We start from the raw sequence: 14,899 nt of genomic DNA, 5'->3' as shown, positions 1-14,899 counted from the left end.
CATTGATTATTGCTACTCGACCGCCATTTCAAAAATGAGCTGAGGAGTAAAATTAACGACCAGCGTTAACCGCGGACTAAATAGTTCGCTTTACCTACCCATTTGTAGCTTGTCAGCTCTTCTAAGCCCATTGGGCCGCGAGCATGCAATTTCTGAGTAGACACGGCAACTTCAGCACCTAAACCAAACTGTGCTCCATCAGTGAAACGTGTTGATGCATTCACATAAACCGCTGCAGAACCAACAGAGTTAATGAAACGCTCTGAGCTCTCTAAGCTATTGGTCATGATCGCATCTGAATGACTCGCGTTGTGTACACGCATGTGGTCAATCGCTTCTGCCACATCCGCTACCACTTTCACGCCTAGCGTGTAGCTTAGCCATTCAGTGTCAAAGTCGCCTTCAACCGCATCACGTTGGTCTTCAAAACCCGCTAGCAGCGATTTTGCACTGGTATCAGCAACTAAGGTTACCTTGCCGGCTAAACGCTGTTTCAGCTTAGTTAGGAAAGCTTCAGCAACCGCTTCATGCACTAGCAGTGTATCTAACGAGTTACACGCTGATGGACGTTGAACTTTTGAGTTTTCGACCACATCGACAGATTTCTCAAGATCAGCGCTTTCATCAACGAAGATATGGCTGATACCAAAGCCGCCGATGATTACTGGGATGGTGCTGTTCTCTTTACACATCTTGTGCAGACCAGCGCCGCCACGAGGAATGATCATATCCACGTAGTCGTCCAGTTTAAGCAGTTGAGAAACGAGTTCACGATCAGGCTTCTCGATGTACTGAACAGAAGCGGCTGGAAGCTCCGCTTTCTCTAATGCAGACTGGATAACCTTAACCAGTTCCATGTTCGAGAAAAACGTCTCTTTACCACCACGTAGAATGCTTGCGTTACCTGTCTTCAGACACAGAGCTGCAATATCGATGGTTACGTTCGGACGCGCTTCATAGATAACACCCACCACACCAAGTGGCACGCGGCGGCGAGACAGTGACATACCGTTTTCTAGTACTTTGCTGTCAATTTCGCTGCCAACTGGGTCATTCAGGCTAATCACGTTACGAACATCGTTAGCGATACCGGTTAAGCGCTCTTCGTTAAGAAGTAGACGATCGAGCAGTGCGTCAGTTAAACCCGCTTCACGACCCAGTTCGATGTCTTTCGCGTTCGCTTCTAAAATCGTTGTTGCGTTTGCTTCTAGCTCATCAGCGATAATCGCCAATGCTTTATTCTTTTGCGCCGTAGATGCGGTCGCTAGGTGGAAAGCAGCGTCTTTTGCTGCGATACCCATGTTAGTTAAATCCACGTTTAACTCTCCCTAAATTCTGTCTGTCTTTGGATGCAAAAAGGTGATTCACCTTATCATCACGAGCTACTCTTGGATTACAACTAGGTCGTCACGGTGAATGACTTCTGACCCATAATCGTATCCAAGGATGTCGCCAATATCTTTACTGTGCTTGCCTGCAATTTTTGCTAGGTCTTGGCTTGAATAACTGGCGATACCACGCGCAATTACTTTGCCTTTGCTGTCTGTGACTTGGGTAACTTCACCACGAGAGAATTCGCCTTTAACTCGAACAACCCCTTTCGCCAACAAGCTGCTGCCTTTGGTGTTGACTGCGTTTACTGCGCCGTCGTCAACCACGATGTCACCTGCTGAAGCAGGGCCCGCTAAAATCCAGCGTTTACGGTTTTCAAGCGCTTCCGCTAAAGGCAAGAAACGTGTGCCTTGTGGGTTATCACTCAGTGAATCAAACACCACATTTTCAGCACTGCCCGCAGCAATAATCACTTCGATGCCTGCGCGACGAGCAATGTCAGCCGCCTGCAGTTTTGTCGCCATGCCGCCAGTACCCAACGTAGTACCGCTGCCACCTGCGATCTTACGCAGCGTGTCATCAATGGTTTTCACTTCTTTGATGAGCTCAGCATTTGGATCTTTACGAGGGTCAGCCGTAAACAGGCCTTTTTGGTCTGTTAGTAGCAAAAGCTTATCAGCACCGCACAAAATACCCACTAAGGCCGACAAGTTATCATTGTCGCCCACTTTAATTTCGTTGGTTGCTACTGCGTCGTTTTCGTTTACTACCGGAATAATATCGTGCTCAACCAGTGCGTTGATCGTGTCACGTGCATTAAGAAAACGCTCGCGATCATCGAGATCAGCACGAGTCAGTAGCATCTGGCCAATCTTAAGGCCATAGATAGCAAACAAAGACTCCCAAACTTGAATCAACTGACTTTGCCCAACTGCCGCAAGCAACTGTTTGCTCGCCATTGAGTTGGGAAGTGCGGGGTAACCAAGGTGCTCACGTCCTGCTGCAATTGCACCAGACGAAACCATAACCACAGAGTGGCCTTGTTTTTTTAATTCAGCACATTGACGAACCAGCTCAACCATATGAGCGCGGTCTAATGCCAATGTTCCACCAGTTAAGACACTGGTACCCAGTTTAACAACGACAGTTTTACGCTGTGTTGTTGTCCCGCTTTGATGATTTGTTGTCATGAAGTCTTTTATGAATAAAACAAATAAGAGGTGATGTTTTAGCAATCAAAAGGGGAATTCACAAGCAGAAAAGGTGCGAAATCGCACCTTTTTGCTTTATATAGAAGAGTAACCTTTAAAATTAGACGAATTCGACAGACTCTTCGTCTAATTGGATACTGATTTCAAACTTACTTTGAAGTTCATCAACCAGTTTCTTGTGGAAGGCTTCTTGAGTTCGAGAGACCTCAGCGACCGCCTTTTTAGGTAACGGCAAAGAATCCCAGTTACCATCGATGTTGTACTTGCCGATATTGTACTTCGCCGAATATCCCTCTTCCGACTTATCCAATTCCAGCCACCAGCCCCAGAACTCGCGTTCTTCTGGTGATTTTTTATCGTTCACACATACAGACAAGCAATCAAAGATATAGTGGCCTTCTTCTGATTGCGGTTCCCTTAAGTAAGGCCCGATCGCCTTTAAAACATTCAACAAGCGGTAATGCGTAGGTTGTTGTGTCACTTCTGACATATTGAATCTCCATTTTCAATGTTAAGAATGACGTTACTCAGACTGTTATACGTAGAAACTACGCATTTGGATTTTATAAATGACCTCTGAGTATCAGGTACTTAGTTTGTACATTTTTCATGCTTAACTAATTTAGGAGAAATGTCATCTAAATAATTCATCCTCAAGCCACTTTATCGCCAATTCGAGGGATTGCTCATAACCTTGTGTAATTGACTTAGCTTTGATTTTCTTCGCTTTTCCGTAATCACTGTAAATAGCAACCAGTTGATTATCCATTGGCGGTGAAACCGGGTCGCCTTCCAGAGCCAATGCCAAGATAGGAACACTGGTTTTACTGTTTGACAGCAAACCTTGTACCTTGAGTGACCACGCCATCAACTGCCCAGAAAGGCTATTGATATCGACCGCCCCTTTACCAAGGCGCGAAGCCAACACATCTAGATGCATTTTAGGCATCTGCTTAAGTTTGTCTGCATGAACAAAGATATCGTGAATTGGCGCGCCTAAAGAAATACACGCTTTAATCTTATGTTGCTCGAGGAAAGATAATCTCACCATCGCATTGCCACCGAAGCGGAAACCAAACAAGCCGACTTTGTGGTGATCGACCCATGGGATGTTAGGCAATTCATTCAGCACTGCTTGGTGAAGACAAGATGAGTCTTCTGTTAACGGCCAATGTGCACTGTGCCCTATTGATGGCATGTCTACCGTTAACATAGCAATGTTCTTAGGTGCTAAATAATCCCTAAACAGGCGCCACATATCGGTTTGCAAGCTATCTAGACCCGCGCTGACAATCACAACCGGTTGTGGTTTATCTGTCTTGGTTAGATGCAAGTTCGCTTTGATCTTCTTGTTTTGGTATGGAATATCAATCTGCTTGACGATCAACTTAGTGTGCTTGATCGCTTCAGAATACGCTGCGTTGGCCAACACTTGAGCCTGAGCTGCCAAGTTGTCGTTCTTGAGGTGTGGGTAACCCGCAATACTGAAGCACAACGATGCGGAAAATAGCTCTTCAGCCATCTCTTCACCATTCTTCTCATTAGAACGATTTTGATGCTGCATACCCAGCTTGGTCCATTCGTATGCCCAGTTACCACTTCGGTAACCCATGACCGTATCAAGCCACTCATCGGTTGTACGAGAGTTATCTGATGACGCGATGCGAGCCAATACCGCTTCCTGCTCTATTGGATTAACGCCTTGCCATACCCACTGAAGACGTCTTAGGTTTCGATACCATGATGAGTTTTGCTGTTCACGTTTCTCATCCAATAGCGCTTCAGAGCTTGGCATGTATTGTGTCAACATTGAGGTCTCTTTCGCTTGCTTGTGCTTTACAAACAAAGTTTCCGAAAGGTTCGAGCTCGTTTCTTCTGGTTCAGACATAGGGATACTTAATAAGAAATGGTTGTCACTAATAATATAAAAAAAAATGACCCTATAAAGGGTCATTTCTCAAAAAACTAAGTTTACGCTTATTTTGACTTGCGATTTACTGGCTCTACGTAGCTTAGGCTAGTATCCCAAGGTTGCTCAATCCATGTGTCTTGAGCGATATCAACAATGTACTCGTCTAGCAAATCAGCGCCAGATGGTTTTGCACATACAGCGATCAGTTTCGCTTTAGGGTACATTTCGCGAAGCTTACGTGCAGTGTCACCACTATCAACCAAGTCTTCAACGATTAGGAAGCCTTCGCCGTCACCTTCAGGTGCTTTAACTACTGTCATATCACGTTGGTGATCGTGGTCGTAGCTAGAAATACAAATCGTATCTACGTGACGAATACCTAGCTCACGAGCCAAGATTGCACCAGGAACCAAACCACCACGGCTTACTGCCCAGATGCCTTTCCACTGCTCTGCTGGCATTTGCTTTTCAGCAAGTTGACGGCAGTAAGTCTGCATGTTGTCCCAAGTGATAACGAATTTGTTGCTCATAGTATAAAACCTAATAATTTTGTCATGTTATTAGAGGCTATTTCAAACATAGCCTCTTCAGCGATTAAGCAGAAATCTAGACGATTAAGCGAAAATGTATTTAAGAATAAAGATAGCCGACATTACCCACACAGCAGGAGAAACGTCGCGACCTTTACCACTTAGCAGCTTAATTGCAGCGTAAGCGATGAAACCTAGTGAGATACCCTCAGCGATAGAGTACGTCAGCGGCATAAGCAGACATGTTACCACGACTGGTGCTGCTTCCGTAAGATCACGCCAATCAATGCCAACTAGGCCAGACATCATCAGAATTGCTACATAGAAAAGTGCACCTGATGTTGCGTAAGCCGGAATCATACCTGCAAGTGGCGAGAAGAAAAGAGCCAGTAGGAATAAGATACCAACAACAACAGCCGTTAGACCGGTACGGCCGCCTTCAGCAACACCCGCAACACTCTCAACATAAGAAGTAGTATTTGATGTACCTAGCAGTGCACCAATAGATGTTGCTGTAGAGTCAGCAAGCAGTGCTTTGTTCAAACGAGGTAGTTTGCCGTCTTCTTTGATTAGGTTTGCTTTCGTTGCAACACCAACCAGAGTACCCGCTGTATCGAACAAATCGACGAACAAGAACGCGAATACCACTGAAATCATACCGATTTCAAATACAGCAGAGAAATCAAGCTGCATGAATGTAGGAGCAAGGCTTGGTGGTGTAGACATGATGCCGCCGTATTGAACGTCACCAATAACAATGCCAAGAGCTGTGATAGCTAGAATCGCAATCATTACTGCCCCTTTCACGCCACGGTGAACAAGAGCAATCGTTAGGAAGAAACCAAGTGAGCCTAGGATAGGAGCAATCGCGGTAATGTCGCCCAGTGAAACTTTAGTTGCTGGGTTAGAAACAACGATGCCTGCATTGCTAAGCGCAATAAACGCTAGGAAAAGACCGATACCTGCAGAGATACCAACACGCAGAGACATAGGGATCGAGTTGATAATCCATTCACGGATCTTAAAGATGCTTAAGAAGATGAAGATTACGCCTGATACGAAAACCGCTGCCAGAGCAACTTGCCACGTATAACCCATACCCATTACAACAGCGTAGGTAAAGAATGCGTTCAAACCCATGCCTGGAGCTTGAGCAATTGGGTAGTTAGCAACAAAGCCCATGATGAAACAGCCAATAGCAGCCGCTAAACAGGTTGCTACAAATACAGCGCCATGGTCCATACCAGCATCAGCTAGAATCATTGGGTTTACAAAAATGATGTAAGCCATTGTTAGGAAGGTTGTTAGACCTGCGATGATTTCAGTGCGCACATTGGTGCCATTTTCACTGAGTTTGAATAGCTTTTCGAACATTATCGAATCCTATAAGGGTAAAAAGTAAACGGTTGCGTAATCGATTGGCTGTGGATTATAAAGTTATCAAATAACAAATTCCAGATAGAATTAAGGCTCTAATCGATATTTATCAGAATGCCGTATGAAACAAAGCGATTAAAAATGAAGATATCATCGATAAATAACCATTAAAAACAAACAATTAACAACAATAGACTCACTAAAACTAGTTGGTTGTTTTTTCTACCATCGGTTATTTTCATTGATAATCTAGCCAGTAAATTCTGAATTCAAACTCACAATAGTTATGTATTTTTCAACAGGATCAGTAATAAGGCGCAAATTGATATTTCGGCGTTTAAAAAACAACCACGCAGAACAGCAAGGAAAGTGACAAGCGAAAGCGGTTTGGAAAAGTAGCAGGCAAAAAAAACGCCACTCAAAACTGAGTGGCGGTAGAATCTGTCAACCAAAAGGGCTGTAAAAGAATTCCAATATATAGGGGTGAACAAAACTGTTCGAGTTACATGCTTACGGTATTAGTAACCAAAGCTTGTAGGGTATGCAAAGTTGCTAGTGTAAACAGAGCTGTTAATCCAGAACATTGCAGATGGTAAACCTTTCATAACTATCACCTTAATAAATCAATAAAAAACGAATTTGATTTCTCGGTTCCTTGGAGGCGATAAAACGGACTCATCCTTTGAGCATTTACTCTTCATCTCAGAAGTTGGTTATTAATATACCCTAAAGAAAAAAGATTACAAGTATTTTTTGCTATACGTCACATTTTTGGCCATTTACGGTTATTTTGCAAACTTATCTTGTAATAAAATTACAAAATAGAATTAAACAAACGTTTGCCTGCTCCATTTATAAGCATCAAGGCGCTTAGCTGTGATCAGATGGACAAGATCGCTTTCAAAATTTGAGCTATTTGAGGTTTAGAACCGCTACTCGTCAAAACGCTCAAGTGGTATGCTGTTGCCATCAAAACAGACCCATATTTTAGATTTTTGTTCTAGGTTTTTCCCCATGCAAAACCTAAATATATGGTTATTAAATAAAAAAGGAGTCATCCGTGTCTGAATTCCATTCTGAGATCAGTAAATTATCCCCTGCCCCTATCTGGCAGTTCTTCGATAAGATTTGCTCAATCCCACACCCTTCTAAGCATGAAGAAGAGCTTGCTCAATACATTATTGCTTGGGCAACAGAGCAAGGCCTAGATGTACGTCGTGACCCAACGGGTAACGTATTCATCAAAAAGCCAGCAACGGCGGGTATGGAAAACAAAAAAGGTGTAGTGCTACAAGCTCACATCGATATGGTTCCACAAAAGAACGAAGACACAGTTCATGACTTTGCTAAAGATCCAATTCAACCATACATTGATGGTGAGTGGGTTACAGCTAAAGGCACAACGCTTGGCGCTGATAACGGCATGGGCATGGCTTCTTGCCTAGCGGTTCTTGCTTCAAACGAAATCCAGCACGGCCCTATCGAAGTTCTACTAACAGTAGATGAAGAAGCAGGCATGACTGGTGCTTTCGGTCTTGAAGCGGGTTGGTTAGAAGGCGATATCCTTCTTAACACCGATTCAGAGCAAGAAGGCGAAGTGTACATGGGTTGTGCTGGCGGTATCGACGGCGCAATGACATTTGAAATTGCTCGTAATGCGATTCCAGCTGACTTCGTAACACGTAAGCTAACGCTAAAAGGCCTAAAAGGCGGTCACTCTGGTTGTGACATCCACACAGGTCGTGCAAACGCAAACAAACTGCTTGCTCGCTTCCTAGCGGGTCACGCAAAAGAGCTAGACCTTCGCATCGTCGAATTCAAAGGTGGTAGCCTTCGTAACGCGATCCCTCGTGAAGGTTTCGTAACGGTTGCTGTTCCTGCGGCAAACCAAGAAAAACTGGCTTCACTATACAACTACTACACTGAGCTGCTTTCAACAGAGCTAGGTAAAGTAGAAGACAGCATCGTGACTTTCAATGAAGAAGCTTCTGTAGAAATGGGCGCACTTGCGTCAGCAGACCAAGCTCGCTTTATCGCTGCACTTAACGCATGTCCAAACGGCGTGATTCGTATGAGTGACGAGATTGAAGGTGTTGTGGAAACGTCTCTAAACGTAGGTGTTATCACAACAGAAGAGAACTCAATCACAGTACTTTGCCTGATCCGCTCTCTTATCGATTCAGGTCGTAGCCAAGTAGAAAGCATGCTTCACTCTGTTGCTGAACTAGCAGGCGCTAACATCGCGTTCTCTGGTGCTTACCCAGGTTGGAAACCAGACGCAGATTCAGAAATCATGCATATCTTCCGCGACATGTACGAAGGTATCTACGGTCACAAGCCAAACATCATGGTTATCCATGCTGGTCTTGAGTGTGGTCTATTCAAAGAACCTTACCCGAACATGGATATGGTTTCTTTCGGCCCAACCATCAAGTTTCCGCACTCTCCTGATGAGAAAGTGAAGATCGACACCGTTGAGCTATTCTGGAACCAAATGGTTGCATTGCTTGAAGCGATCCCAGAAAAAGCTTAATTCGATAAGCTATGTTTGTTCAGTAAATGGTGTTTTACAGTAAACACCGTTTATCTGAGACAAAATAAAACAGGTACTCAATGAGTACCTGTTTTTGTATCTAATCTTTGTAGCTACTACTTGTGACTAAATAAACAATTAAGCGCGTGAAGCCGCGTAGCTTTCTAGCTCATCAATTGAAGTTTGTGCCACAACTTCGCCATCGATGAAGTACGTCACCATCTCGCCATCACGAACACCGATTAACGTCGCACGCTCACCAGACTGGTAAGTAATGTCCATTTGGATCGTGTTTTCATCAATCTGCTGCATTTGACCTTTTTCGATCACATCTGCACTCGTGATAGGACCCACTGGCGCTTCCGTTAGAGACGGATCAAGTTGGTGGTTGATGTCTAGGTAAGTATCAGTCTTAGTATCAAAGATGTGCGGAGCACCTGTTAGTGGGTTGCTACCAGTCCAGAACTCTAGTGAGTTGAATACTAGGTAATCGGCAGCAACTGTTAGACCGTATGCAGGTGCAAATAGCATGTTCAAACCACCACGAGCGTAACGGTTATCAACAGCCTTGATGTTGAACTTCATTAGGTAACCCGTTACTGCGTTGCTACCAACACAGCCAGATAAAGCAACAGATACCACCGCTAGTGCTACAACTTTTGAAATTGTTTTTTTCATTTTGATCTCAATATTTGAATTTGGCCGCCAAAAAATGGCGGTGGATAATACCAACGAACTGAATGACAAATATCAGCTCTAAGTTAATGTATTGTCAGAAAATTCAAAATTTTAAACACCCTTCAATTAGCCAGATAAAAAACTGAAACCAATTCAGAAGCCCCTTCATAAAAAACTTTTGTCGTCACCGTAAAGCGATTGATTCGTACTAAAAATCAACGATTGCTACATTCCGTGTTAACGAATTATCACCATGTTGAGAACAACCTAAATGGCAAGACTAAAACCTAATCAACCATTCGAATTACTTGGTTATACTGTTCAGCCAGGACAGCGAATGGAGATTGAACTGCAAGCGGCTCAGCTTTACACGCATTCTCCACTTTCGATCCCGATTGAAATTATTCACGGTCGCCAAGCAGGCCCAACACTGATGGTAAATGCGGCTATCCACGGCGATGAGCTAAACGGTGTTGAGATTGCACGACAACTGACCAATGCGATTGATCCAAAGAAACTGAAAGGGACATTAATTGTTGTGCCTATCGTTAACGTATTTGGCTTTATCCATAAATCTCGTTACCTACCAGACCGTCGTGACCTAAACCGTTGCTTCCCTGGCAGTGAGAAAGGATCGTTAACATCACGTATCGCTTACACCTTCTTTGAGAACGTGGCAAAGCACTGTGATTACATTCTGGATCTACACACGGGCGCGATTCACCGTACCAATCTGCCACAGATTCGTGCAAACCTATCGAACCCTGAGACACTGCGCATCGCAAAAGCGTTCGCAACACCCGTGATTATTGATTCTCCACTGCGCGACGGTTCACTGCGTAGCGAAGCGGAAAAACTGGGTATTCCTGTATTAACTTACGAAGGTGGTGAAGCGCTGCGTTTTGATCACCTCGCGATTCGTGCGGGTTACCTTGGCGTGCATCAAGTGATGAAAGAAATCGGCATGCTGCGCCCTAACCGTAAGAAGTTACCAGAGCCAGTATTGAGTAAATCCACCAGCTGGATCCGCGCTGAATCAGACGGTATTTTGCGTAACATGGTAAGACTTGGCGAACAGGTTGAAGCAGGACAAACCCTTGCTTACATCAGCTCTCCATTGGGTCACCAAGAAGGCCAAGTGATCACAACCAAAGGCGGTATCGTGATTGGTCAGCAAACTCTGCCTTTGGTCAACGAAGGTGATGCTGTGTTCCACATCGCTTACTTCAAGCAAGACGATGAAGAAGTAGGACAATCAGTAGAAAGCTACATTGAAGAAGTGGCAGAAGACGATTGGCTAACTGCACTGAATAACTGATCAGACAATGCTTAACAGTTTAAGAGCTCGACGTTAAAAGCGAGAAGCCAAACCGAGCTCTTAAACACAATAAAACAGAACTCCACAAACTAAAAAGCCCCAAAACACTTTTAACTCGAAAGAAAAAAGTTGTATCGGGGCTTTTTTCACAAATCCCTTATCTTAAAATTAAGGGATCTATAAATTAGTCATGCACTGAATTATTCAGCGTCTTGTTGCTCTTCTGCACGAGCTTTAGCGCGCGCTTCACGTGCTTGCTCAGCTTTAAGCTCTTTAGTGTGACGTAGTTCGTCACGCTCTTTACGTTGCTCTGATTTACGCTCGTTACGTTCAGCTTGGTTAGCGATGAAAGATGCTAGCTCTTTCTCTGCCCACTCTTGTGCTAGAGCTTCAGTTTCGAAACCAGACTCACGCTTAGATACTGTAGTGCTGCGAGACGTTACTTGACGAGTAATCTCTGCACACCAACCGTTGCGTTTTTCTGTAAGGCGGATATCAAATTTTTTGTTCTTAGACATGTTCTATTTTTTCCTAAGGGAGATCATTAAGGGATCGGTCAACTTTGATAACTCCATCTAAGTGAGCATCTTTTAACACCATCCCTTGGTAAGCGCGGTATTAGAGCACAAATCAATGAATATTGCTGCAAATATTTGCAGCGGATCACACTCCAATGCTGCAAATCGTTTGCGCCTAATTTCAATCGGTTCATAACTCTCGGTTCACCATCAACTTCTATCCTATTTTATCGATAACAATGAAATGAACTATGCTCAAACAGAGATAAATGAAAGAGATACCTGCTTGCTCAGGTTTATAGACTCTACTGTCTCACCTACTCCGCTCATAATTAAAATAGCTAAGGAGTTGCTATGGATAGCTTCATCAAAAATTTACCCAAAGTTGAGCTGCACTTACATATAGAAGGCACATTAGAGCCAGAGCTGATGTTCCAACTCGCCAAGCGTAATAACCTGTCGATTCCCTTTGAGACCCCAGACCAAGTTCGAGACGCGTACCAGTTCCACAATCTTCAATCCTTTCTCGATATCTATTACCAAGGTGCAAACGTACTGATTCATGAACAAGATTTCTACGACCTGACGTGGGCTTATCTGTTGAAGTGTCAGCAAGATAATGTGGTTCATACTGAGATCTTCTTCGACCCTCAGACTCACACTGAACGCGGCATTGACTTTGAAGTCATCGTTGGCGGGATTACTCGAGCTTTGAATCAAGTGGAGCAAGAGCTTGGTATCAGCAGCCAACTGATCATGTGCTTTCTGCGTCATCTCGATGAAGACAGCGCTTTTGAAACACTCAAACAAGCCCTTCCTTATAAAGATAAGATCATTGCCGTTGGGTTAGATTCATCAGAACAGGGCAATCCACCAGAGAAGTTTAAACATGTATTCCAAGAAGCGATCAACCAAGGCTTTCTGACTGTCGCGCACGCCGGAGAAGAAGGCCCAGCACAAAATATTAGCGACGCACTGAGCTTGCTAGGCATTACCCGAATTGATCATGGCGTTCGCTGTGTAGAAGATGAAGAGTTGATGGAACAGCTAATAGCAAAACGTACACCACTGACCGTCTGCCCGCTGTCGAATACCAAGCTCAAGGTGTTTGAGACCATGCAAGAGCACAACATCGTCGAGTTGCTGAGAAAAGGGCTGTGCGTCACCATCAATTCCGATGATCCGGCTTACTTCGGCGGCTATATGAATGATAACTTCCTCGCCGTCGCCAATGCTCACCCAGTGACCAAAAACGAATTGGCGCAGTTCAGTATTAATGCCATCGAAGCCAGTTTTATCTCGCCTCACGCCAAGGAAGATCTCATCACACAGGTACGCCAATACCTTGCTGCGAGTACTTAATGAGTTATCAAGATCAAAAAGGGAAGCTCTGAGCTTCCCTATCTATATCAATAGATAACTAATTGGCTTAGCCCGGGTGACCATCCACTCTTGGCGTTAACAGCATCATCCCAAATTTCCAGATAAATAGACCGAACGCTAACGTCCATAAACCCGCGCTGATATTGACCATCTCAAATAAATACGCCGGGAAGAATGTCACACCTAAACTACGAACGAGTGCCGCGATAAATATAGCCGAGAACGCCAAAGCCATACTTGGCCCTTTATAGATAGCACGGCCAGTATGTCCCATTGTCACGCGCGTGATCATCGCCAGAATTAACCCACTCAAACCGCCAATCGCAAACAGGTGCAGCATGTTATGGCTCGCGAACGGGTTATCTAGCAAACCGCGTAACAGCAAGCTGAGAGGGATACATAGGTAAGCCGCATGCAGCGACCACACCAAGGGTTCTGATAGTGTTGTCCAAGGCTTCCAGCGGATAAAGCGCACCAACTGTGTCACACCTGCAAATACCATCAACTCATTGCCGACTTGAGCAAAGGTCAATGGGAAGAAGCTCAACACAAATAAGCCAACCAAAGGTAGATTGGCTAACCATTCCAACCAAACCAAGGGCTGCGCTTTTTCGAAATCAAAACGACGCGCTGTGAAGAATGGGATTACTCGCCCACCCATCACTGATAAGAGCAAGGTAAACCACCACAACATGGCCTGCCAAACTGCAGACGATGGAAATGGAGGCATTCCCTTAATGGTCGCGTAACTAGCAGAGTTCGCCACGATAGCCAATATAAACAGCGGCACAAAAAACAGGTTCTTCCAGCCTTTCGACTTCACGACTCGAAAACCAATTTCGTAGGCGGCGAAGATTAAGAACAGCGCCTCAACCGACGAGATCAGCCATAACGGAGCGGGGGTCCAAAACAGAATACGAGGTGCGAGCCAAAAGCCCACAAGAATTGCCAACCGATAGTGCTTGGTTCCATTGACACCCGTCCAGGTTTGCACGGCAGTGAGCACAAAGCCGACAACAATCGCCATCGAAAAACCAAACAGCATCTCATGCACGTGCCACCACAGTGCGGGAACTTTTAAAATCTCAGGTTGACCGTTTTGGAACATGATTACCCAAGCTACAATCGCAATCACGGCATAGAGACTGCCTAAAAAGAAGAAAGGTCGAAAGCCTAAACGCAGGTAGGCTGGAATCGCGTCTTCTACACTTTTATCTGTGATATTTAACAAACTCGCTCCTAATTCTCAGATAAGCGGCCAAGGTATTACCTAAACCAAATTTTGTATGCATCAAATCCGATGCAATATGCAGATAACACTGCATGAAACGCGCCAATTAGATAAAACCAGTAAAAACAGCGACTCACGAGATTCACTAGCCAATAAACAAGTCAAAAAAACACAACCAAAAGAGTCATAAAGACATATAGATGTATAAATAGAAACTTACTGACTTTTGGTATCTCGCCACATATAGTAAGACTAGACTTAAATGGAACAACTCAGACAAGGAATGCGATGTATATTTTTGGTTATGGCAGTTTAATCAACTCATCTTCACGCCAGCTTACCGGTCAGACAGGGCAAGCGATCCCTGCGATTGTTCATGGCTTAATTCGCCATTGGAGCAAGATCGATGACAGCTATGTGTTATCACCTTTGATCGTCAATCTCGGCGAGGGACAAGTGAATGGTGTGTTGCTTGAGGTGGATGATATTGCACTGGCTGAGTTTGATCGCCGTGAGCGTGGTTATCACCGTATCGAATTAAAGGCCTCTCAGATAGAAAGCCAAGATGAATTCAAACAGGATCAACCGATCTGGGTTTACATCAAAGACGAGATTGAAGCACCTTGCGAAAACAGCCCTATCGTTCAAACCTACGTCGATACTGTATTAGCAGGATGTTTAGAGGTGTCTGAAAGCTTTGCGGCGCACTTCGTTAAACACACACAAGGTTGGCATCACCCATTAGAAAATGATCGCCACCAGCCTAAATACGGCAACCTTGCTGGGGTTTCCGATCACCATCACAGTGTAATTGATGGCTTGATACTGACTGTACGAAGCTAGCTTATGTACCTTGTTAATGAATATAGCGAGTTA

At 44.4% G+C, this 14,899-nt stretch carries 13 protein-coding genes; 4 read left to right on the top strand and 9 right to left on the bottom strand.

All coding sequences use genetic code 11. The annotated features are described in order from the left end of the window. Positions 1 to 65 precede the first annotated feature (65 nt). The 6 genes from AB4154_RS05380 to AB4154_RS05355 form a co-directional block, all read right to left on the bottom strand. Positions 66 to 1,316, bottom strand: coding sequence for a glutamate-5-semialdehyde dehydrogenase (locus tag AB4154_RS05380; RefSeq protein ID WP_017060786.1), 1,251 nt, complete (start codon positions 1,314 to 1,316; stop codon positions 66 to 68). A 66-nt stretch (positions 1,317 to 1,382) separates the two neighbouring features. Beyond that, complete coding sequence (gene proB, locus AB4154_RS05375; protein ID WP_017084187.1) at positions 1,383 to 2,567, bottom strand: glutamate 5-kinase; 1,185 nt, start codon at positions 2,565 to 2,567, stop codon at positions 1,383 to 1,385. Positions 2,568 to 2,643: 76 nt separating this feature from the next. Beyond that, complete coding sequence (gene crl, locus AB4154_RS05370) at positions 2,644 to 3,033, bottom strand: sigma factor-binding protein Crl (RefSeq protein ID WP_017060787.1); 390 nt, start codon at positions 3,031 to 3,033, stop codon at positions 2,644 to 2,646. A 144-nt stretch (positions 3,034 to 3,177) separates the two neighbouring features. Continuing rightward, entirely contained in the window at positions 3,178 to 4,431 is a 1,254-nt protein-coding gene (gene frsA / locus AB4154_RS05365) for an esterase FrsA (protein ID WP_017060788.1), read from the bottom strand. Between the two features lie 89 nt (positions 4,432 to 4,520). Then, complete coding sequence (gene tet(34), locus AB4154_RS05360) at positions 4,521 to 4,985, bottom strand: oxytetracycline resistance phosphoribosyltransferase domain-containing protein Tet(34) (RefSeq protein ID WP_009847475.1); 465 nt, start codon at positions 4,983 to 4,985, stop codon at positions 4,521 to 4,523. Between the two features lie 84 nt (positions 4,986 to 5,069). Further along, positions 5,070 to 6,359, bottom strand: a complete 1,290-nt coding sequence (locus AB4154_RS05355; RefSeq protein WP_017060789.1) for an NCS2 family permease — start codon at positions 6,357 to 6,359, stop codon at positions 5,070 to 5,072. A 1,063-nt stretch (positions 6,360 to 7,422) separates the two neighbouring features. On the opposite strand from AB4154_RS05355, the gene AB4154_RS05350 reads away from it, so the two are divergent. Continuing rightward, on the top strand, positions 7,423 to 8,895 hold the full coding sequence (locus tag AB4154_RS05350) for an aminoacyl-histidine dipeptidase (RefSeq protein ID WP_017060790.1): 1,473 nt from the start codon (positions 7,423 to 7,425) through the stop codon (positions 8,893 to 8,895). Positions 8,896 to 9,033: 138 nt separating this feature from the next. Here AB4154_RS05350 and AB4154_RS05345 read toward each other — a convergent pair whose 3' ends face one another. Continuing rightward, a complete protein-coding gene (locus AB4154_RS05345; protein WP_017070352.1) occupies positions 9,034 to 9,573 on the bottom strand; it encodes a DUF3332 domain-containing protein in 540 nt (179 codons plus the stop codon). A gap of 271 nt (positions 9,574 to 9,844) precedes the next feature. Here AB4154_RS05345 and AB4154_RS05340 point away from each other — a divergent pair, with 271 nt between their 5' ends. After that, positions 9,845 to 10,891 (top strand): succinylglutamate desuccinylase/aspartoacylase family protein, encoded by a 1,047-nt coding sequence (locus AB4154_RS05340; RefSeq protein ID WP_017060792.1) that lies wholly within the window; start codon positions 9,845 to 9,847, stop codon positions 10,889 to 10,891. A gap of 200 nt (positions 10,892 to 11,091) precedes the next feature. On the opposite strand, the gene AB4154_RS05335 is transcribed toward AB4154_RS05340, so the two are convergent. Beyond that, entirely contained in the window at positions 11,092 to 11,409 is a 318-nt protein-coding gene (locus AB4154_RS05335) for a DUF3622 domain-containing protein (protein WP_017069509.1), read from the bottom strand. Positions 11,410 to 11,763: 354 nt separating this feature from the next. Between AB4154_RS05335 and AB4154_RS05330 the strand changes: the two genes are divergently transcribed. Beyond that, entirely contained in the window at positions 11,764 to 12,771 is a 1,008-nt protein-coding gene (locus tag AB4154_RS05330; protein ID WP_017069510.1) for an adenosine deaminase, read from the top strand. A gap of 67 nt (positions 12,772 to 12,838) precedes the next feature. On the opposite strand, the gene AB4154_RS05325 is transcribed toward AB4154_RS05330, so the two are convergent. Continuing rightward, positions 12,839 to 14,023: an NnrS family protein gene (locus AB4154_RS05325; RefSeq protein WP_372083597.1), complete on the bottom strand. Its 1,185-nt coding sequence runs from the start codon at positions 14,021 to 14,023 to the stop codon at positions 12,839 to 12,841. Positions 14,024 to 14,311: 288 nt separating this feature from the next. Here AB4154_RS05325 and AB4154_RS05320 point away from each other — a divergent pair, with 288 nt between their 5' ends. After that, positions 14,312 to 14,866 carry a gamma-glutamylcyclotransferase family protein gene (locus tag AB4154_RS05320; RefSeq protein WP_017060795.1) on the top strand — a complete coding sequence of 185 codons (555 nt, stop codon included), beginning with the start codon at positions 14,312 to 14,314 and terminating at the stop codon, positions 14,864 to 14,866. Positions 14,867 to 14,899 lie beyond the last annotated feature (33 nt).

This window comes from Vibrio sp. 10N.286.51.B11, assembly GCF_041469245.1.
Taxonomy (GTDB): domain Bacteria; phylum Pseudomonadota; class Gammaproteobacteria; order Enterobacterales; family Vibrionaceae; genus Vibrio; species Vibrio crassostreae_C.
The sequence above is the reverse complement of the archived record's forward strand: the minus strand, read 5'-3'. Positions and strand labels throughout refer to the sequence as shown.